The sequence below is a fragment of the Rhizobium sp. Root1220 genome, assembly GCF_001426265.1.
GTDB lineage: Bacteria > Pseudomonadota > Alphaproteobacteria > Rhizobiales > Rhizobiaceae > Rhizobium.
The window spans coordinates 124094-143714 of sequence record NZ_LMDG01000004.1 but is presented as its reverse complement, the minus strand read 5'-3'; the positions used below and the strand labels follow the sequence as shown (position 1 = coordinate 143714).

General features: G+C 58.2%; 23 protein-coding genes. 17 read left to right on the top strand and 6 right to left on the bottom strand.

What is annotated here, in order from left to right:
- The first annotated feature begins 163 nt into the window (after nt 1–163).
- Complete coding sequence (locus ASC90_RS05605; protein ID WP_056536535.1) at nt 164–970, top strand: SDR family oxidoreductase; 807 nt, start codon at nt 164–166, stop codon at nt 968–970.
- Here ASC90_RS05605 and ASC90_RS05600 read toward each other — a convergent pair.
- On the bottom strand, nt 967–1878 hold the full coding sequence (locus ASC90_RS05600; RefSeq protein ID WP_056536532.1) for a LysR family transcriptional regulator: 912 nt from the start codon (nt 1876–1878) through the stop codon (nt 967–969). The genes ASC90_RS05605 and ASC90_RS05600 overlap by 4 nt on opposite strands.
- Before the next feature lie 95 nt (nt 1879–1973).
- Between ASC90_RS05600 and ASC90_RS05595 the strand changes: the two genes are divergently transcribed.
- Both ASC90_RS05595 and ASC90_RS05590 read left to right on the top strand, forming a co-directional pair.
- On the top strand, nt 1974–2303 hold the full coding sequence (locus tag ASC90_RS05595; protein WP_056536644.1) for a nuclear transport factor 2 family protein: 330 nt from the start codon (nt 1974–1976) through the stop codon (nt 2301–2303).
- Nucleotides 2300–3088 carry an SDR family oxidoreductase gene (locus tag ASC90_RS05590; RefSeq protein WP_056536530.1) on the top strand — a complete coding sequence of 263 codons (789 nt, stop codon included), beginning with the start codon at nt 2300–2302 and terminating at the stop codon, nt 3086–3088. Before ASC90_RS05595 ends, ASC90_RS05590 begins: the two co-directional genes overlap by 4 nt.
- Before the next feature lie 87 nt (nt 3089–3175).
- On the opposite strand, the gene ASC90_RS27780 is transcribed toward ASC90_RS05590, so the two are convergent.
- The 4 genes from ASC90_RS27780 to repA form a co-directional block, all read right to left on the bottom strand.
- Nucleotides 3176–3343, bottom strand: coding sequence for a diguanylate cyclase (locus ASC90_RS27780; RefSeq protein WP_082519824.1), 168 nt, complete (start codon nt 3341–3343; stop codon nt 3176–3178).
- A 352-nt stretch (nt 3344–3695) separates the two neighbouring features.
- Nucleotides 3696–4913: a plasmid replication protein RepC gene (gene repC, locus ASC90_RS05585; RefSeq protein WP_056536527.1), complete on the bottom strand. Its 1218-nt coding sequence runs from the start codon at nt 4911–4913 to the stop codon at nt 3696–3698.
- Between the two features lie 174 nt (nt 4914–5087).
- Complete coding sequence (gene repB / locus ASC90_RS05580; RefSeq protein WP_056536524.1) at nt 5088–6047, bottom strand: plasmid partitioning protein RepB; 960 nt, start codon at nt 6045–6047, stop codon at nt 5088–5090.
- A 123-nt stretch (nt 6048–6170) separates the two neighbouring features.
- Nucleotides 6171–7367 carry a plasmid partitioning protein RepA gene (gene repA / locus ASC90_RS05575; protein WP_056536521.1) on the bottom strand — a complete coding sequence of 399 codons (1197 nt, stop codon included), beginning with the start codon at nt 7365–7367 and terminating at the stop codon, nt 6171–6173.
- 368 nt (nt 7368–7735) lie between these two features.
- On the opposite strand from repA, the gene trbB reads away from it, so the two are divergent.
- The 14 genes from trbB (at nt 7736) to ASC90_RS05505 (ending at nt 18684) form a co-directional block, all read left to right on the top strand.
- Nucleotides 7736–8701 carry a P-type conjugative transfer ATPase TrbB gene (gene trbB / locus ASC90_RS05570; protein ID WP_056536518.1) on the top strand — a complete coding sequence of 322 codons (966 nt, stop codon included), beginning with the start codon at nt 7736–7738 and terminating at the stop codon, nt 8699–8701.
- A complete protein-coding gene (locus ASC90_RS05565; protein ID WP_056536515.1) occupies nt 8691–9086 on the top strand; it encodes a TrbC/VirB2 family protein in 396 nt (131 codons plus the stop codon). Before trbB ends, ASC90_RS05565 begins: the two co-directional genes overlap by 11 nt.
- Nucleotides 9079–9378: a conjugal transfer protein TrbD gene (locus ASC90_RS05560; protein ID WP_056536512.1), complete on the top strand. Its 300-nt coding sequence runs from the start codon at nt 9079–9081 to the stop codon at nt 9376–9378. The genes ASC90_RS05565 and ASC90_RS05560 overlap by 8 nt, the downstream gene beginning before the upstream one ends.
- Before the next feature lie 10 nt (nt 9379–9388).
- Nucleotides 9389–11824 (top strand): conjugal transfer protein TrbE, encoded by a 2436-nt coding sequence (locus ASC90_RS05555; RefSeq protein WP_056536508.1) that lies wholly within the window; start codon nt 9389–9391, stop codon nt 11822–11824.
- Nucleotides 11817–12626, top strand: a complete 810-nt coding sequence (trbJ, locus tag ASC90_RS05550; RefSeq protein WP_056536504.1) for a P-type conjugative transfer protein TrbJ — start codon at nt 11817–11819, stop codon at nt 12624–12626. Before ASC90_RS05555 ends, trbJ begins: the two co-directional genes overlap by 8 nt.
- Nucleotides 12623–12826, top strand: coding sequence for an entry exclusion protein TrbK (gene trbK / locus ASC90_RS27775; protein WP_082519823.1), 204 nt, complete (start codon nt 12623–12625; stop codon nt 12824–12826). The genes trbJ and trbK overlap by 4 nt, the downstream gene beginning before the upstream one ends.
- Nucleotides 12820–14001, top strand: coding sequence for a P-type conjugative transfer protein TrbL (trbL, locus tag ASC90_RS05545; RefSeq protein ID WP_056536501.1), 1182 nt, complete (start codon nt 12820–12822; stop codon nt 13999–14001). The genes trbK and trbL overlap by 7 nt, the downstream gene beginning before the upstream one ends.
- Before the next feature lie 21 nt (nt 14002–14022).
- Nucleotides 14023–14685, top strand: coding sequence for a conjugal transfer protein TrbF (locus ASC90_RS05540; protein ID WP_056536500.1), 663 nt, complete (start codon nt 14023–14025; stop codon nt 14683–14685).
- Between the two features lie 14 nt (nt 14686–14699).
- Nucleotides 14700–15530 carry a P-type conjugative transfer protein TrbG gene (gene trbG, locus ASC90_RS05535; protein WP_056536498.1) on the top strand — a complete coding sequence of 277 codons (831 nt, stop codon included), beginning with the start codon at nt 14700–14702 and terminating at the stop codon, nt 15528–15530.
- A 3-nt stretch (nt 15531–15533) separates the two neighbouring features.
- Nucleotides 15534–15980 (top strand): conjugal transfer protein TrbH, encoded by a 447-nt coding sequence (trbH, locus tag ASC90_RS05530; RefSeq protein ID WP_056536495.1) that lies wholly within the window; start codon nt 15534–15536, stop codon nt 15978–15980.
- Nucleotides 15981–15995: 15 nt separating this feature from the next.
- Nucleotides 15996–17294 (top strand): IncP-type conjugal transfer protein TrbI, encoded by a 1299-nt coding sequence (trbI, locus tag ASC90_RS05525; protein ID WP_056536492.1) that lies wholly within the window; start codon nt 15996–15998, stop codon nt 17292–17294.
- A gap of 42 nt (nt 17295–17336) precedes the next feature.
- Entirely contained in the window at nt 17337–17606 is a 270-nt protein-coding gene (locus ASC90_RS05520; protein ID WP_056536489.1) for a hypothetical protein, read from the top strand.
- A 394-nt stretch (nt 17607–18000) separates the two neighbouring features.
- On the top strand, nt 18001–18213 hold the full coding sequence (locus ASC90_RS05510; RefSeq protein ID WP_056536483.1) for a hypothetical protein: 213 nt from the start codon (nt 18001–18003) through the stop codon (nt 18211–18213).
- 171 nt (nt 18214–18384) lie between these two features.
- Nucleotides 18385–18684, top strand: coding sequence for a transcriptional repressor TraM (locus tag ASC90_RS05505; protein ID WP_056536480.1), 300 nt, complete (start codon nt 18385–18387; stop codon nt 18682–18684).
- Here ASC90_RS05505 and ASC90_RS05500 read toward each other — a convergent pair whose 3' ends face one another.
- Nucleotides 18685–19389, bottom strand: coding sequence for an autoinducer binding domain-containing protein (locus ASC90_RS05500; protein ID WP_056536478.1), 705 nt, complete (start codon nt 19387–19389; stop codon nt 18685–18687).
- Between the last annotated feature and the right edge of the window lie 232 nt (nt 19390–19621).

The window sequence follows — 19621 nt, the reverse complement described above, 5'->3', positions numbered from 1 at the left end:
TCGCCGAGGGTCCAACTGCGATACCGGCGCCAAGTAACGCACTTGTTTGGCGAAAGCCCTTGATCTATGCCGGAAACAACTGCGGCGAGTGCGCGTTGATCGAGATGACTGAGAAAACCAAGTTTTCCGACCGCCAGTGTGTTCTCTCGAAAGGATCGATACGATGAACTCGGTGAAATCCCACAATCGCGTAACCATCGTCACCGGGGGCGGCAGAGGTCTCGGAAGAGCGATGGCTCTCGGCCTTGCCGGTGCGGGGTTCAATGTCATCGCTACCGCTGCGAGAGAACGAGCGGAGATCGATAGTCTGGCCGCCGAAGCCAGCGACTTGTACGGCGAAGCGCGTGTCCTTCCCGTCATCGCCGATGTTACAAGCGAGGATGACTGCGACCGGGTGGTCGATACGGCCGTCCGTCGCTTCGGCGGCGTTGATGTCGTCGTCAATAACGCCGGCCGGGGCATGAAGTATGTCAGCGAACAGTTCTTGACCCAGCCGACGCGCTTTTGGGAGGTGTCGCCATCGCTATGGAAGATGGTGATCGACACCAACGTGAACGGTCCTTTTCTGATGGCCAAAGCCGCCGTGCCTTTGATGCTGAAGGCTGGCTGGGGCAGGATCGTCAACATCTCGATGAACTCCGAAACCATGCAGCGCCAGGGATTTTCTCCTTACGGCCCGTCGAAAGCGGCTTTAGAGTCAGAGACAACCATCTGGGCACAAGACCTTATTGGCACCGGCGTCACGGTAAATGCTCTTCTGCCGGGGGGAGCGACTTTAACCGGAATGATCCCCGATAGCGTCTCTGCCGAAACGCGGTCCAAGCTGCTCGATCCCCAGATCATCGTCCCGCCATTGCTTTGGCTCGTGTCGTCGGATGCAGATGATGTCACCGGTAAACGCATCGTCGCGACACAATGGTCGCAGGCGGAGCCGCTGGCGGATCAGGCTTCTGACGCGCAGCAGGCTTAATCCAGCGCAAGCCGTCCGGCCGCGTAGTCGCGCGCAAGCGCGATAAAGGCCTGAAAGGCCGCGGAGGAATTGCGCCGATTATAATAATAGAGGCACAGCGGCAGGAGCGGCGGAGTCCAGTCTTCAAGAATGCGCGCGAGCCGGCCCGCCGCGATGTCGTCGCGGACGTCGGTCTCCATGAAGTAGCCGATCCCCACGCCGTTCGTCACCGCGATCCGCGCCAGGGATGCTTCGTCAAGAGTGATCGGCCCCTCGACGTCGAGCTGCAGTTCTTCGCCGCCCTTCCCGAACCGCCATCGAAACAATGTGCCATCGGGAAGCCGCACGCGAACGCAGGGGTAAGAGAGCAGATCCTGCGGTACTTGGGGGATTGCCCTGTTTTTGAAAAAGGCGGGCGATGCGGCAACCGCCATGCGTCGCATCTGACCCAGAGGTATGGCGATTGCGTCGCTGGGCACCAGGTCCGCGCTGCGTAACCCCAGATCGAAACCCGCCGCCACGACGTCGACAAGCCGTCCCTCGGTAACGATGTCGATATGAACCTGCGGATAGAGCTTCAGATAGGTGAGGACCAGCGGCGCCATGATCTCGCGCGCAGCCGTCGCGAAGGCATTGATGCGCAAGATGCCGGACGGCGTCTCCTGCTGGGAGCGCGCCGTGTTCATCGCTTTTTGGATGCTATCGAGCGCCGGCTTGATCTGGGCGACGAAGATCCGCCCCGCATAGGTGAGCGAGACGCTGCGCGTGGTGCGATTGAATAATCGCACGTCAAGCTCCCGTTCGAGCTTGCCCACCGCGTTGCTGATGGCCGTGGTCGACATGCCCAGTTCGAGCGCCGCCGCCCGAAACGAGCCGCACCGAACGATGGCGAGAACCGCCTCAAGTTCGATCAGCGAATGGCGCGTCATTGTCCCGATTATCGTAATACCCCATGGCGGTTTGTCTCGCTTATCAGGCGAAAAGTCCATCGCTAAATTGGCTTCATCACATCAAGGCGATGAACATGTCACTGACCCTACCCAAGCCGATTGCCGAATATATCGCGGCAAATGCCAATCTCGATCTTGAGGGCATGATGAAACACTTCACGGATGATGCCGTCTTTATCGACAACGGCAAGCGTTACGAGGGACTGGCTGAAATCCGCAAGCTACTCAGGGACGAAGCAATCGCGGTGAAGGCGATCTTTGAGCCCGACACTGTTCGGGAAGAAGAAGGCAATGTCGTGCTCGAGGGTCCCGCTCATGGTGATTTCCCCGGCAGCCCGTTGCGCTTCACCTATCGTTTCATGCTGGCGAACGACGCCATCAAAGTTCTGGAGACCACGATATGAGCATTCAGGCAGATCCCAACGAGTTCGCTAGCAAGCGCGTGCTTGTCAGCGGCGGCACCAAGGGCCTCGGCCGCGCCACCGTCAAGCGTTTCCTTGCCGGTGGAGCCCGCGTTGTCACGGCCGCCCGCACGATCAAGGATGCCATCGAGGGCGTTGAATATGTCCAGGCGGACCTGACCACTACGGAGGGCAGCGAGGCCCTAGCCAAGGCCGCACTCGAGCGGCTGGGTGGCATCGATATCCTTGCCCATGTTATCGGCGGCTCGGCTTCGCCGGCAGGTGGCTTCGCTGCGCTGACGGACGATCACTGGCTCGACGAGCTAAACCTGAACCTGCTGGCGACCGTCCGGCTCGATCGCCTGATGATCCCGCAGATGCTTGAACGGGGCAAGGGCACTGTGGTCCATGTCACCTCAATTCAATCCGTTCTGCCGCTGCCAGAATCTACGACAGGCTATGCCTCGGCAAAGGCCGCGCTGAGAACCTACAGCAAGTCAATTTCGAAAGAGCTCGGCCCCAAGGGCGTACGGGTCAACTCCGTCTCGCCCGGCTGGATCATGACTGGGGCCGCTGGAGACTTTCTCGAAATGCTGCGGAAGGCCAACGGTGGCACGATCGAAGACGCGCGCCAGTTCGTACTCGATGTCTTGGGCGGGATCTCGATCGGGCGCGGAGCTGAGCCTGAAGAGGTGGCTGACCTTATCGCCTACCTCGCCTCCGACCGTGCTGCTGCGATCCACGGCGCCGAGTTCGTCATCGATGGCGGTACGATCAAGACCGTATAATATATGAGCGGCTTCTCGGCGCTCGCTCAGGCGCCGACGCCGAGAAGCCAGCCTACCCTTGTCAGGGATAAAGCCGTCGCGGAGTGCCTATGCGACCACCTTGTTTCTGCCGAGTGTTTTGGCCCGGTAGAGATTTTCGTCCGCGGCTTTCAGGCGCTCGGATGGATCAAAGCCGGACGGGCAATGACACGCGCCGATACTGGCCGATATCTGCACCCGCCATGTCGTTTTGCATTTAATCGCAAGACTCCGCATCCAATAATTTCAACAAGATAGCGCGGCACTTCCGAATCGGAGAGCATCAAGCGCGAAAAATCGAACCGGCGAATCTCAAATTAAGTGCCATAAGCTGCCGGAACGGGCGCATTCTTACAGTTAAATGCCAACGACACTATTGCAGCCGTCGATAAAAATGCGACTAACAGATCCGACTCAATCCGACCTATCCCCACCGGTTTTCAGTGACCTTCTCGCCGGCGCCTCTGCTTGCTAACGCTTTACCTTGCCTAGGTGGCCCTTCTCGGTCTTCAAAAGTTGTCAGCCGGAAACTTCTCAAACCGGAGCGAAAATATTAAACGCAACCAGATAGCTATGGGTGTCCCGAGTGTCATGCTGTGATTTTGGAACTCACTCCGTTTGCTCGCAGTAGTGCGAACAGCATCGGCCCAAGTGAGAACTCCCCTCGCCGCGCTTTCCCTGTCAGATCTCGAAGATACCCCCCCGCCGAGTTAATGTGCCCGCCACGCTCGTAGATGCAAGCTATCGCTATCGCCGCGCCGGCCTGCCCCATCACTTCGCAGGCGTCCTCGTACGCTGACGGACTGACACCGAGCATGGAGCGAATAGTCACTGCGGCCGACATCATATCGCGCCAGCTACTGATTGATCCCTTCGGACCGAAGGGCAGAATCTCGGGGCATGCACGCAGTACCATCGGCAACGCAAATGTCTCCGTTCCTCCCATCCGCTCTGTCCGGCTGTTTGTCTCGGACTTTTCGCCCTGCTTCTTTTCGAAGCGAGGTTCAAGTTCATAGCTGGATTCGGTGTTTGAATTCTGTATGTGGCATCCGTATGCGGTGGCATTGCCATCGTTTTTTGTGGTTTCTTCCTGCGTTTCCAACATCCTGGAGACTTCTTCGTGCAGCAGGGTCATCTCGTCGAGGCTGGCTGTCAGATCCTGGATAGTGGGGCGTCGCGAGAACCTTCCGACAATCTCAACAAAGCATGCTTCCGCAGCAGCCCAATCGCCCATCAGGCTCTCTTCCATACCCACCGTGATGAGCTTGCGGACATCTCGCCGGACGATCGTGAGGCGGTCCTTCGTGATGCGGAAGCGACGCTGTTCAGCCGCTACCTCTTGGGCGAGTGCAGCAAACTCGCCAGCTCGTGCGAGAAGAGGCGCGAGACTAAAGCCATAAGCATCCTCGATGTTGCCTTCACCGCTTTTCCGAGCGTAGCGTTTCCCGTTGGGACTGTCTTTGCGAATAATCACCCCAGCCTCCACAAGCAAACCGAGGCACTTGCGCAGCGTCGTGCCGGCGATTCCATTTGTGCGCGCTGATAGCTGAGCGTTCGATGGGAAGACAACCAAGTTCCCCTGATTGCTGAGTTCGGGGCCTGGGGAAAATGTTAAGAGTGCATTCAAGACAGCTAGCGCACGATCTTGGAGGCCAAGTCGCGAGCGTGCGTCGCTGACGTCGCGAAACACTCGCCACTTATCAATGGACCCTTCTGCTTGAGCTTGCTCAGTCGTAACCTGACGCTTCACCAAGGCAAGCGTCATCGGCCGCCGCCCAAATGGCGTCGTGATGTAACCCGTTTCCATGTCCTTCACCTTTCGCAAGGCAAAGAAAAGGCTACGCCGGCGTGGCGTTGACTCTTGACTGTGATTCCGGGAAATGCGATTCTCTAAGCGACCAAACTGAGAGAGGCCTTCTGGAACACCGTTTCGGAGGGCTTTTTCTTTGCGCTATCGGCACCTTTCTTCGTTACAGCTCATCTATTGCTTCGACTTTTTGAACGAAGCGTAGATCTCGGGAAGAGCCGACATCAGGAACTCGCCGAATTCCGGTGCTGCCTTCTTGTCGATCATCAATGTCAGTGTTCGTTTATCCTCACGGAAACTCGCAGCCTTGACCCCATCGTCGGCTTGCCAGACGTTAGGCCGAACTTTTTCCTTTTTAGACTTCTTTGGAGCAACCGCGTCGAATACCCGGACAAATCGCTCATCGGACCCTAGGGAGACTAGCTCACCGGTCGAAAGAAGAGCACGCGCCTTCGCGGTGGCACCATCTGTAGCCAACCGCGACGATAGCTCGTACCAGCGATCACGGCCGGTCTTTGGTGCCGCACCAATCAGGCGGATGATGTCGTCTGGCAGTTGGGTCGCAGCCTGAATCAACCGCGAAAGATTGCTCTTGTCCACAGCGAGCGCTGCCATGATGACGGGACGCAGGTAGCCACTCGCTTCGAGCTGGGCTGCGTAGAGCGCCCGCTCGATAAATGATAGATCCTGACGCGCGTTGTTTTCCTGACCTTGTGCCAGGACAAGCTCGTCATCTGTCAGATTTCTGATAGCGGCTTTGACCTTGATGCCGGCAGCCTTGACCGCCCGCAATCGTCTCCGACCGTAGGCTATCTGATACCTTCCCTCGACCGTCGGGTGAGGGCGGACAAGAATTGGAACCTGCTGGCCGTTCTCGCGGATGTTGCGAGCGAACTCCTCGAACTGGTCTCCATCCTCATCGAGGCGGTCGGTAACAGACGGCGCATCTATCAGTTCGGGATCGAGTTCACTCAGTCCCTGCGACTTTAACGCTTCAATCGAGCGCGATACTGCACCAATCGCACCTCGTGGCGTATACTGCGGGGTAGGGGCGTCTGCCGTCCTAGCTTCACCGAACTCTGTAGTCGATGAGGTAGGGGCTTTTAAATCTGAAAGGAGATGTTTTCTAGCCATCTTATTTTCCCCTGCAGTGTCCGTGTTCAGTCGAACGCCCCGTCACAAAGGGTGCGAGATTTGAAAAGTTTCCGGCTGGCAACTTTCCTCTCAATCTCGCTTTTTCGTGGATGTTGGCGAACATCATTTGCGACCCCACGAGGATTGAATGAGCTGTTCGATCTCGCTGTTCACGTTGTCGAGCGATTCCATGGCCCGGTCATATGTTGCTCGCGTGAACTGGTCGCGGCTCACCTCATACAGTGTCTGTTTGGTGATCCCCGCGTCTGAGATGGCTGTGCTCTTGAGCATCGGGTGGTTCAGAACGTGGTCACCAAACATAGTTCGCATAAACGAGACCATTTGATTCTGCGGTCCGTCTCCTGGCTCGTAGCGCGTTACCAGATAGCGCATCCAATCGTAGTTCATGCTGCCACCGGCGTCCGCAACGACACTGAGGAGCTCAGACGTCATCAGGAGAAACTGGCACATCGACATAACATCGAGCATCTGAGGATGGACGGTAACGAGAACGGCGGTCGCAGCGCATAGTGCCGAAATGGTCAGAAAGCCGAGCTGGGGAGGGCAGTCGACAACGACAACGTCATATTCGTCCGCGACGGACGCAATCGCATCGTCCATGCGCGTGAAAAATATGTTCTTGCGATCGTTTGAGCCGAGCACTTTGGCGGTGTCGTGCTCGAACTCCATAAGCTCAAGGTTGCCCGGTACAAGATCAAGGTTCGCAAAGTAGGTCTTCTTGATGATGTCCTTCAGGGGACGCCGATCTTCGTCGTAACGGACAGCGCCATAGAGCGTTTCGTTGTCGCCAACGTCAAATTCAGGCTGGAACCCGTGCAAGGCTGACATACTGGCCTGCGGATCAAGATCGATCGCAAGCACCCTGTATCCATTTAGCGCGAGATACTGAGCCAGATGCGCAGCCGTGGTAGTCTTGCCGCTGCCACCCTTGAAATTCACTGCTGTGATCACCTGCAGGTGCTCGCGACCGCTGCGGCGTGGTGAGTACCGACGGTCTCCTTTACCATTCTCGTCGAGATACACGCGGAGCGCCTGAATAGTTTCGATCGAATACGATCGGCGATTATTATTCCCTATCTCAGGCTGCGGTCCTTTACCCTCGATCGAAAGATGGCGAAGATAACCATCGTTCACGCCAATGAGCTTTGCAGCCTCTATCGATGAAAATGACCGAAGGGTCTTTCGAGCCTCAGGCGGATAAAGTTTCACACGGTGCTCGTGAAGCGCGCCCGAGAGATCTCGCGCGTGGGCCGCAATCAGTTTATGAATAGCTTTCTGAAGCTGAGCGGGATTCTCCACAACGTCCTCTCGTACACACGGTAAATTTCGTAAATACATCTTTTTGCCGTGGATAAGACAACTCATTCCAGCTCATTTTGCAAGATTTTTAAAGTTAACAAAGCCTTAACGCAAAACGGCCATTTCCGACGCAAACGCTACTAGCGCTTAGATTCCAGCGATTTACCGATCATACGGTTCAATCTCCCTGTTAATCTTTCCTGTGATTCAAAGTCCGCTTCGATAGCGGAACGAGCCGCCAGGTCACCGAATCGAAGCGAGCCTGACGGAATCGGCCGCGACTCGCGAGGTGCAATATTGCACGTGGACTTTGCGTGGCCACCGAGGTCTGTCTCCTCCTGAACTCAAACGAGGAGACGAGCTCACCCATGCTTCAGTCGCACTCCCGCCTTGTCCGCAAACTCCAGGACGCCCTCGGCGAACACCTTTGCATTGCCCTTGAGGACCCAACAGTCGTCGAGATCATGCTCAATCCAGACGGCAAGCTCTTCATCGAGCGCCTAGGTCACGGCGTTGCGCCAGCCGGCGAAATGATGGCGACCGCAGCTGAGACCGTTATTGGGTCGGTCGCGCACGCTCTCCAGTCCGAAGCCGATGGCGAACGACCAATCATCTCCGGTGAATTGCCGATCGGTGGCCACCGCTTCGAAGGTCTTTTGCCTCCTGTCGTCAATTCGCCGACCTTCACGATCCGCCGGCGCGCGTCTCGGCTTGTTCCCCTCGACGACTACGTGACCGCGAAGATCATGACGGAAGCGCAGGCGTCGATCATCCGCAGCGCCATTGCTGATCGATTGAACATCGTTATCGCCGGCGGGACGGGCTCAGGCAAAACGACGCTCGCGAACGCGGTCATCGCCGAAATCGTTTCGGCCGTGCCGCAAGACAGGATGGTGATCCTCGAGGACACGTCCGAAATCCAATGCGCCGCGGAGAACGCCGTCTGCCTTCACACGAGCGACGCGATCGACATGGCCCGCCTTCTCAAGAGCACGATGCGGCTGCGTCCCGACCGCATCATCGTTGGCGAGGTTCGTGACGGCGCCGCACTGACCTTGCTGAAGGCCTGGAACACAGGACACCCCGGAGGCGTCACAACCATCCATTCCAACTCCGCCATGTCGGCGCTTCGACGCCTTGAGCAACTGACATCGGAGGCCAGCCAGCAGCCGATGCAAGCCGTGATTGGCGAGGCGGTTGATCTCGTCATCTCGATCGAACGCGCCGGGCGGGGACGCCGGGTGAGGGAGGTCCTCCACGTCGAGGGGTTCAACGGCTCGCGCTACCAGACAGAACACTATCCGCAGATCGACGAGGACAGTCATGCAGCATAATCGCTCTCTCCGTTTGGGAATTATTGGCGCATTGCTTTGCGCCTCGCTTGCTGGACCAGCCCTTGCAGGTTCAAGCGGCGGAAGCCTGCCGTGGGAGGGCCCGCTCGAGCAGATCCAGCAATCCATCACTGGACCGGTCGCCGGCTATATTGCTCTCGCCGCCGTCGCGATTGCCGGCGGCATGCTGATCTTCGGCGGCGAGCTCAACGATTTCGCACGCCGATTGGTGTACGTGGTGCTGGTCGCAGGGATCCTGCTTGGAGCGACGACGATCGTCGGCCTCTTCGGCTCGACCGGCGCTTCAATCGGCGGCTCGTTTGTCGCCGAACAAACCGCGGTCCCGAATGGAAATCGCGTCGGGGGAGGGGAGGGGCGTCATGGCTGACGCCGGCGCTGGCCTTCATCGCAACCGGATCCATCGCGCATTGTCGCGACCCAACCTCTTGATGGGGGCGGATCGAGAGCTCGTGCTTCTCACCGGGCTCGCGGCTATCATCCTGATCTTCGTCGTGCTGACCGTCTATTCGGCCCTGTTCGGCATGGCAATCTGGATCGTTGTCGTCGGCGCGCTGCGCATGATGGCGAAATCCGACCCGATGATGCGCAAAGTCTACGCGCGCCACATGCGCTATCAAGCGCATTACCTTCCGACCTCCGCGCCTTGGCGCCGATACTGAGGAGCTGTTGATGGTCGCCTTACGCACATTTCGATCGACCGGTCCATCATTCGCTGACCTGGTTCCCTATGCGGGCCTCGTCGATAACGGCATCCTTTTGCTGAAGGACGGTAGCCTAATGGCGGGCTGGTATTTCGCTGGTCCGGATTCCGATAGCGCTACAGGTTTCGAGCGCAACGAGCTTTCCCGCCAGATCAACGCGATCCTCTCGCGACTGGGTACAGGCTGGATGATCCAGGTCGAGGCCGTGCGCGTGCCGACGACGGAATACCCGTCTGCTGAACGCAGCTATTTTCCCGATACAGTCACGATACTGATCGATGACGAGCGTCGGCGGCATTTTGAACAGGAGCGCGGGCATTTCGAAAGCCGGCACGCGCTCATCCTAACTTATCGGCCGCCTGAACGACGCCGATCCAGCCTGACCCGCTATATCTACTCAGACACCGAAAGTCGCTCCGCAAAATATGCCGATACTGCCCTCGATGCGTTCCGGCGCTCGATACGGGAGATTGAGCAATATCTCGGCAATGTTCTCTCGGTGCAGCGCATGCAGACGCGAGAGGTTTCCGAGCGCGAAGGTAGTCGCGTCGCGCGCTACGACGAGCTCTTCCAGTTCATTCGGTTTGCCATCACCGGCGAGAACCATCCCGTCCGCCTGCCAGAAATTCCGATGTATCTCGACTGGTTGGCTACGGCGGAGCTGGAACACGGACTGACGCCACGGGTCGAAGGCCGCATTCTCGGCGTGATCGCGATCGACGGGCTTCCGGCCGAGAGTTGGCCGGGGATCTTGAACAGCCTAAACCTCATGCCGCTGACGTATCGCTGGTCGTCGCGTTTCATCTTCCTCGATGCGGAGGAGGCCAAGCAGCGCCTGGAGCGGACCCGCAAGAAGTGGCAGCAGAAGGTGCGGCCGTTCTTCGACCAGCTGTTCCAGACCCAATCCCGCTCCGTCGATCAGGATGCGATGGCCATGGTCGCTGAGACTGAGGATGCGATCGCTGAAGCCTCCTCGCAGCTGGTGGCCTACGGCTACTACACCCCTGTTATTATTCTCTTCGACGAGAGCCGCTCAGCGTTGCAGGAGAAGGCGGAGGCGGTTCGTCGCCTCATCCAATCCGAAGGTTTCGGCGCCCGTATCGAGACACTAAACGCGACCGATGCCTTTCTCGGCAGCCTGCCGGGCAACTGGTACTGCAACATCCGCGAACCGCTCATCAATACGCGCAATCTTGCCGATCTTGTGCCGCTGAACTCTGTCTGGTCAGGTCAACCGTCCGCGCCATGCCCCTTCTACCCACCCGATGCACCGCCGCTCATGCAGGTCGCATCCGGCTCCACCCCTTTCCGATTGAACCTGCACGTCGACGATGTCGGCCATACGCTGATTTTCGGGCCGACCGGCTCCGGCAAGTCGACACTCCTCGCACTGATCGCCGCGCAGTTCTGCAGGTATGAAAATGCGCAGGTTTTCGCCTTCGACAAAGGCAATTCAATGCTGCCGCTGACGCTCGGCGTCGGCGGCGACCACTATGAGATCGGTGGTGAAAGCGGGGAGGGGACCAATCTTGCCTTTTGCCCGTTATCAGAACTTGAGACCGAGGCCGACCGAGCCTGGGCGTCTGAGTGGATCGAGACCCTCGTTTCGCTCCAAGGCGTGACGGTTGCGCCGGACCATCGAAACGCGATTTCGAGGCAGATTGGATTGATGGCGTCGGCGCCCGGCCGTTCGCTGTCTGACTTCGTCAGCGGCGTCCAGATGCGCGAGATCAAGGATGCCCTCCATCACTACACGGTCGATGGTCCGATGGGGCAGCTCCTCGATGCGGAAGAGGATGGTCTCACGCTTGGGCGCTTCCAGTGCTTCGAAATCGAGCAGCTCATGAATATGGGCGAGCGCAATCTAGTGCCCGTCCTGACCTATCTCTTCCGACGGATTGAGAAGCGGCTCGATGGCTCGCCAAGCCTCATCGTCCTGGACGAGGCATGGCTGATGCTCGGCCATCTTGTTTTCCGCGACAAGATCAGGGAATGGCTCAAGGTGCTGCGCAAGGCAAATTGCGCCGTCATCCTCGCCACGCAGTCCATATCCGACGCTGAGCGCTCTGGCATCATCGACGTGCTGAAGGAATCTTGCCCGACCAAGATCTGCCTTCCGAATGGTGCCGCCCGGGAAACCGGCACCCGCGAATTCTACGAGCGGATTGGCTTCAACAAACGCCAGATCGAGATTGTCGCAAATGCAATTCCCAAACGCGAGTACTACGTCACCTCGCCCGACGGCCGCAGACTTTTCGATATGGCGCTTGGCCCAGTCACGCTTTCCTTCGTCGGCGCTTCTGGCAAGGCCGATCTAGCCCGCATCAGGGCGCTCTCATCGACCCACGGCCACGAATGGCCGGGGCAGTGGCTCATCGAAAGGGGGATCAACCGCAATGAGTAAAGCAATCCAGTTCTTGAAACTCGGTAAGTCTTTGATGACCGGGTTGGTCGCCGCCGGGCTGACCGCGACGTCCACTGTCTCCTACGCAGGAGGGGCGGTCACCGGCGCGACCGAGATGACGCAGATGCTCAACAATGGTGAGCTCATCCATCTTGTTGGTCAGTCGACCGAGCAGATCAACAACCAGATCAAGCAAATCACGCAGCTTGCCGAGCAGATCCAGAACCAGCTCAACATCTACCAGAACATGCTGCAGAATACGGCACAGCTTCCGAATCATATCTGGGGCCAGGTCGAAGGCGATCTGAACCAGCTGCGCGGTATCGTCAATCAGGGTCAGGGCATCGCCTTTTCCATGGGCAACGCTGACGATCTTCTGAAGCAACGCTTCAAAAGCTACTCAGACCTGAAGACAAGCCTTCCGAATGCCGAGGGCTTTTCGTCCACCTATCAGACGTGGTCGAATACGAACCGCGACACGATTTCCAGCACGCTCAAGGCAGCAAGCCTCACCGCCGATCAGTTCGACAGCGAAGAGGACACGATGGGCCAGCTGCGATCAATGTCGCAATCGGCGGACGGCCAGATGAAGGCGCTTCAGGTCGGCCACCAGATCGCGGCTCAGCAGGTCGCCCAGATGCAGAAGCTCCGCGGAATTGTCTCGCAGCAGACCACGATGATGGGGACCTGGCTGCAAAGCGAACAGACGGACAAGGATCTCGCACAGGCGCGTCGCGAGAAATTCTTCAATGCCGACGTCCAATCCATTCCCTCCGGACAGAAAATGGAGCCCCGCTGGTGACCCGCCCCGTATTGATTGCCTCTGTGTGTGTTGTGATCGCAGGGATTGCTGCGTTCACCACAGTCGTTCTGATCCGTGGAGAGAGCTCCGCCGCGCCGCAGATGAGTGAAGAGCAACGAGCAACACGCGAGAACGTCTCTGGTACGGGCAAGGCGCCGCCGCCGATCGAAAAGGGTCAGGAGATGCGCCCGAGATGGTGAAGCGCGGTCGCAGAAGCACCATCCTGGTTGCGGGTATCGCCTTCCTTGCTTTGGCGGGGCCGGTTCTTGCCCAACAAGGCCAAGTTCTGACGGAGTTGGAAAATCAGGTCTCGACGGCCGCGAAAGGGTGGGAAACCACCGTTATGGATGCGGCGAAATCGCTGTTCTGGGTCCTCGCAGGCATCGAGGTCGGTATTGCAGCGGTATGGCTCGCGATCCAGGCTGCATCGCTGGACAGCTGGTTTGCCGAGCTTGTCCGGCGCATCATGTTCATCGGCTTCTTCGCTTTCGTTTTAACGCAGGGGCCGTCCTTCGCCAGGGCCGTCGTCGACAGCCTGTTTCAGATCGGCGCTGGCGGTGGCTCTGCATCTCCGGCCGAAGTCTTCGACGCGGGCATACGCGTCGCGTCTCAGATTTCAGAACAGGCGAAGTTCGGCGTCTTTGAGGACAATGCCCTGGCGATCGCCGCAGTACTTGCCATGGGCATCGTCGTCATCTGCTTCTCGCTGGTGGCGGCAATCTTCGTCTCGGTCATGGTCGAAATGTATGTCGGCTTGCTGGCAGGCATGATCATGCTGGGGCTCGGTGGCTCATCTTTCACCAAAGACTTTGCGATCCGCTATCTCGTGTACGCTTTTGGAGTGGGGATGAAGCTGATGGCCTTGGTCATGATCGCCAAGATCGGCTCCAACGTCCTGCTTGGCCTCGCGCAGGCGCCGACAGCCGAAAACGACCAATTCATCACCACGCTCGCGATCGCAGGGATTTCCGTCGTCGTCTTCATCATCGCGATGTATGTCCCGAACATCATCCAGGGCGTCGTGCAGGGGGCTTCGGTCTCCGGCGGCATGGAGACAATCCGCCACGGCGGGCAGGCTGCGTCCTTCGCGGCGGGCGGCGCATTTCTTGGCGCCGGCGCGGTTGGCGCTGGTTTTGCGGCCGCGCAGGCAGCGCGGGCCGGTGGATCCTCGGCCGCTGGCTCGGTGCTCAAAGGTATGGGCGCAAGTTTCAGCTCCGGTGCCATGGCTGCCGGATCCGCCGCCAAGGAGAAGGCGATCGGATCGCCCGGTGCCTATGCCGGCTCGCTTCTTGGCCTGGCCAACGCGAAACTCGATCAGGCAAGGGGCAATCCTTCGGCTCCGCCACCTCCTCCGGAAAGACCGGACAAACCATAATTCACGGACAGGATCACACACATGGCAGGGCATCCCGCACCTGAGAACCCGTATCTTGCCGCACGGCAGGAATGGTCAGAACGTTACGGCTCCTACGTCAAGGCGGCCTCCGCCTGGCGGGCCGTTGGCATCCTGAGCCTGGGAATGGCCGTTATCGGCTTCGGCTACGCGCTTTACCTCAGCACGCAGGTTAAACTCGTCCCTTACATCGTCGAGGTCGATAAGCTCGGGAACACGGTTTCCGGCGGCTTCCCGCAGCAGATCGAATATGCGGATACGCGGGTGGTTCGCGCGACCCTTGGGAATTTCGTGACCAGCTTTCGTTCGATCACACCGGATGCTGTGGTCCAGAAGCAATACATCGACCGCACCTATGCCCTGCTGCGGACGAGCGATGCCTCGACGCAAAAGGTCAACGCCTGGTTTCGCGGCAACTCGCCGTTCGAAAAGGCGCTCAACGCGACAGTGGCGATCGAGGTGAACAACATCGTCGCGCTTTCGAACCAGACCTATCAGATCGACTGGACCGAGTACGAGCGCGACCGGAAAGGCAAGGAGGTGGCAACCCGGCGCTTCCGAGGGATCGCGACCGTGTCGATCACCTCACTACAAGACGAAGCAACAATCCGGCTCAATCCGATCGGCGTCTATGTGACCGATTTCGACTGGACCGCGCAACTTTGAGGGCAGGATCTGCAATGAGGATCAAACATAAACGCGTCGCGCTTCTCTGCATGCTGGCGCTTGCCGTATCGCCCGAGGTCTCATCCACTGCGATCGCGCAGAGCCTGACGGGCAACGAGGCAAAGGGGACGAACCTCTCCGGCAAATGGCGAGGCCAGGCCGGGCTGGTGACACGTGGGCCGGACGGTAAGGTGATTTTCCTCTTCGGTGAAACGCAACCGTCAGTCGTCTGCTCACCCTTACAGGTCTGCGATATCGAGCTGCAGGGTGGGGAAATCGTCCGCGACGTGCTGGTCGGCGATACTGTTCGGTGGAAGGTCGAACCGGCAACCTCTGGCGCCGCCGGTGGTCAGGCGATCCACCTGATCGTCAAGCCGTCCGAGCCAGCGCTCGTCACGTCCATGGTGGTGACGACCTCACGTCGCACGTATCATATCCAGCTGAAATCGCACCCCTCGCAATACATGGCCCGCGTCGGGTTCGAATATCCCGAAGATGCCGCCACGAAGCTCTCCGACATCAATGCCCGCATCCAGGCCATGACTGGGCCGGAGGGCGGTGTCGCTCCCGAACAGCTTGCCTTCTCCTACGCCTTGAGCGGAAGCGCTCCATGGCGCCCCAAGCGAGTCTATTCCGATGGGCAGAAGACCTACATCCAGTTCCCCCGCGCAATCTCCGGTCAAGATGCGCCGGTCCTGTTCGTTGTCTCGGGCGGCCAGAACCGCATCGTCAATTACCGCATGAAGAACGACATGATGATCGTCGACTACAATATCGACAAGGCCATCCTGATTTCCGGGGTCGGCTGGAAACAGCAGAAGATCACGATCCGGCGGGGAGAATAATTCATGCAGCTTCATCGCCTCATTCCGATTGCAATCGCTCTCGGCCTAACTGGATGCCAGACGGCAACCGACGGGCTCTCCACAACTACTGCACCCGCTGAAATCACCGGGCCCGCAGCGGGCGCTATCGCCGGCGACATGGCAGGACGGTTCGCCGAGCAAGCCGGATCAACGACCACTCCCATCAAAATGCACAAGGACATGTCTGAATTCTCCGTCGCGCTCGAGGCGGCATTGAAGGGTTGGGGCTTTGCAGTCGTTACCGATGACAAGAGCGCCGGCGCGAGGGATTCAACCAGGCCGGTAGAGCTGGCCTATTCAATTGCTGCCGTAGACGGGCAGGTGCTCGCGCGCCTGTCCACGGACACCATGTCGCTCGGCCGGGCGTATTCGGTCAGCAATGGTGTGGCGACGCCGGCAAGCCCACTTTCCCTCATGAAGCGAAACTGACAGACGGAGACGATCATGGTCCAATCGCTGCAACTGGGAACGTCAAATCAATCGGCTGACGACAAAGGGATGAAGCGCCTCAATCGCGTGCCTCTGTTCGTCGGTATCGGTATCCTCGTTCTGTTCCTCGCCGTTCTGGTCTACGGCCTTTCCTCGCGTGGGCTCAGATTTGGTCAGCACGACCCGAATGATGGCGGTTCCGGCACGCCGGCTTCGACCTTCGCCGATCAGCTTAAGCGGGGTGTCAAGGATGGCATTATCGGTGACCGGGAGGAACAGCAGCCGGTGTTCCAACCAACTCCTGTTACGCAGCAGCAGGAAGCCGCTCGTCACGTCGAGGCAGAACCAAAGGTTGAACCACGGCAGCCCAGTAGGTCTCGCATGGAATCGGACGAGGAGTGGAATGCCAGAATGCTTCGCGAACAACGAGAACAGATCTTCCGCGAACAGCAACGCCAGCGCATGGCAAGCCTGCAGGCGAGGGGGGCGGCTCTCGATTCGCCGCTGAAGGTCGACATGTCAGATGTCTCGGCACACTCGCCGGTCGCTCAGTCTGCCGGAGCGCGTCAATCGAACACCGCGTCGAGCGGCGCGCAAGATCTCTATACCGAAGCGTTGAGAGCGGGCGCTGCGGGTCAGGTCGACCAGAATGGACAAACGTCCAAGGAAGATTTCTTCAACGCCGATATCAAGGATCTCGGCTATTTGCCCAATCAGGTCGTGCCACAGCAATCACCCTACGAGCTCAAACGTGGATCGGTGATACCCGCGACGCTAATCACCGGCATCAACTCCGACTTGCCGGGCCGTATCACGGCCCAGATCAGCCAGAACGTTTATGACAGCGCGACCGGCCACTACACACTCGTGCCACAAGGCACAAAGCTTCTTGGCCGATACGACAGCAAGGTGTCATTCGGGCAGAACCGCGTTCTCGTCGTCTGGACCGACATCATCTTCCCAAATGGCTCGACCCTTCAGATCGGCGGCATGGCTGGGACAGACTCGGAGGGCAACGGCGGTTTCAACGACAGGGTCGATAACCACTACATCCGGACGTTCGGGTCGGCCGCGCTGGTCGCGCTGATCGGGACGGGGATTGACATGTCGATGCCTGAGAGCTCGACTCTTGCAACGCAGGACACAGCCTCAGACGCGGCACGTCGGAATTTTGCCGAGACTTTTGGAAGGGTTGCGGAACAGACAATCTCCAAAAACCTCAATGTCCAGCCAACGATCAAGATCAGGCCAGGATACAGGTTCAATGTGCTCGTTGATCAAGACATTATTTTCCCAGGAAACTACCGGGGTTAAAGTCTGACACGCTGCCGGGCTCATAAGGACAAGGAGTTGTCGATGGTCGATAGAATGTCAGAGCGCGCGAAGGTCGATCTCGACCGTGTGATGCAACAGCTCTACGCTATCGCGCCTGAGGTTGATAAGCTTGCCACCGACTGTGCGAATGCACTGCAGTCAAACGTCGATGCCGACGGCGACTACATCTCAAAGCGGACCGTGAAGGCATTCACGGACATTCGCGAGGCGATTGCGCACCACTATGCTGCGGGGCACGAAGTCATGGAAGAGCGCGACCGCTTCTTTGGAAAGCCATTAGTGCGTCGCTGATCCGATCAGGCGTTCGCTGGCAGCTTCCATGTTCCGCTAGTGCTTTCCAGCGAGGAAGTTCTTGGCTTCGTCGGTCAAGATCAAAGCCGGGTTCCCGTTGAACGCGACCTCTCGCACAAGGCCTTTCTGCTCGAGCATTTCGATAGTGCGGGTTGCGACCCGACGGTCACCAATGAGCCAGACTCGACCCAGACATCTTTGGTGCCGAAACCTGGCAATCGCAGCAGAGCTTTCAGCGAAGCCTTCGTGATAGATGTAGCTTCCGCTCTCATGGTGCCGATCCGTGTTTGCCATCTGGTCATTTGGGAGGCGGCCGAGGTTACTTCAAGATGGTGGCCGTTCCATGCGGCCTCCCCGGATGCTAGCCGTATCGGCAAAGAGCCGGGGGAAGAGCATGCCGTTTTACAAAGTGACCTCACACAGCTTGCTCGTCGAAGCCGACAGTCCAGTAGAGGCAGCAATGAACGTTTACCGGATGTTTGAAGACCGAACGCCCACCGACTTTGAGGTTGTCGGTCCTGACACAGAGATCAACGAGGTGCATCTCACTTCTGAGCAGCAAGAGCAGGCAATCGCAATAGCGTTCAGCAAACGAGCTGTCCCGTAGGGCACCGGCTCCCGCGTCGACTGGGAACGCCTGGTCCTGCAAGCTGCAAAACTGCAGTGGAAGTGTTACCGGCCAATCGCTAAAATGCCTTCCAAGACAGTACGCGACATGTTGCTCGATTCTCACATGAGCGATCCGGTTGGCGCAGGTCATGCGAGGGGCTAAGAAATTATGGATCACGAGAGAAATGACATGACGTCGGACATCGACTTACGGCCGATTGTGGGATTGCTCTCGAACGAGCCCGAGCAAGTGATCGAAGGCCTGACGGTCGATGCGATCAAGAAACACCGAACCCTGGTCGACCGTGCAGAAAGGCTGTTTCGAATCGCCCACCCTGACGGTCTGCTGGTCGATAAACACCCAAGCGATGCGCATGTAGCATATCTGGAAGCGACAATCGAAATGCACGCGCAGATGTGCGCACTCACAACGCTTGTCAACATTCTGGGGCGGACGCCGGAAGTCTGATCAGATCATGCCCCGTCGGATTGCCAGAGCCACAAGCTGCGTGTTGTTACAAAGGTCATAGCGGCGCCTGGCGTCCGCGAGCGCAATTCGGACGGTGTTGTATTTGACGTCCTCAATCTTGGCTGTGTCTTCTACCGTTTTGCCAAGAGCAAGCCACCGAGCGTACGTCGCCTCCTTCGGCGAGAGATAGAACGGTTGCTGGATCGATGGCATTACATTTATCTGTTCAATGCGGGCGTGCAGCTGACCAACCGCAGACGATGCGGCGATTGGATCGACTTCCTCCCAACCTCGCAGGACCTCTTTCGGCGAGACGAAGCTGAGCACTGAAATTCCGCCGTTAGAAATTGCGATGGGAAAGGTGATGCCTGACCGGATCCCGAATTGCGATGCCGTTTCATAGAAGATTTTGTTTTCCTCCGGAATCGTCCCCTGTTCTTCCTTAGCAGACCATACAAAGACGCGACGGATTTGTTGGGCTCGCTTCATGATTGGATGGCGGCGCTCCACGTCGAATTTCCTGCTGCGTTTCAGCCAATCAGGCGATAGGTTTGATATCACGGAAAAGTCGCCTGGGAGCAGCTTGGCGTAGTCGTAACCCGTAAACTCGAACCGTTTTGCCAGATCGGCCAATGCGGTCTTCAGCGTTGCATCATCATGTGCGACAGCACCGATCTCCAAAAGCCCTGCGACGAGTTGGTTCATGTAAATCCCCTCCATTCAGTGCTGGTTCCCCGGTACCGTGCATCATGGCAACATCGGCAGACCTGGACGCTCTTGCCCCCTTGGACTAACGTTGACGACACACGCCAACTCGTCCTGGGGTTGATTCATTTGTTTGCGCATGTCGACCACGCGCTATGCGTTTATGCGAAATATATCCAACCTGAATTCGATAAAGGGTGATTGAGTGATTTGGCACGATGTAATATGAAGT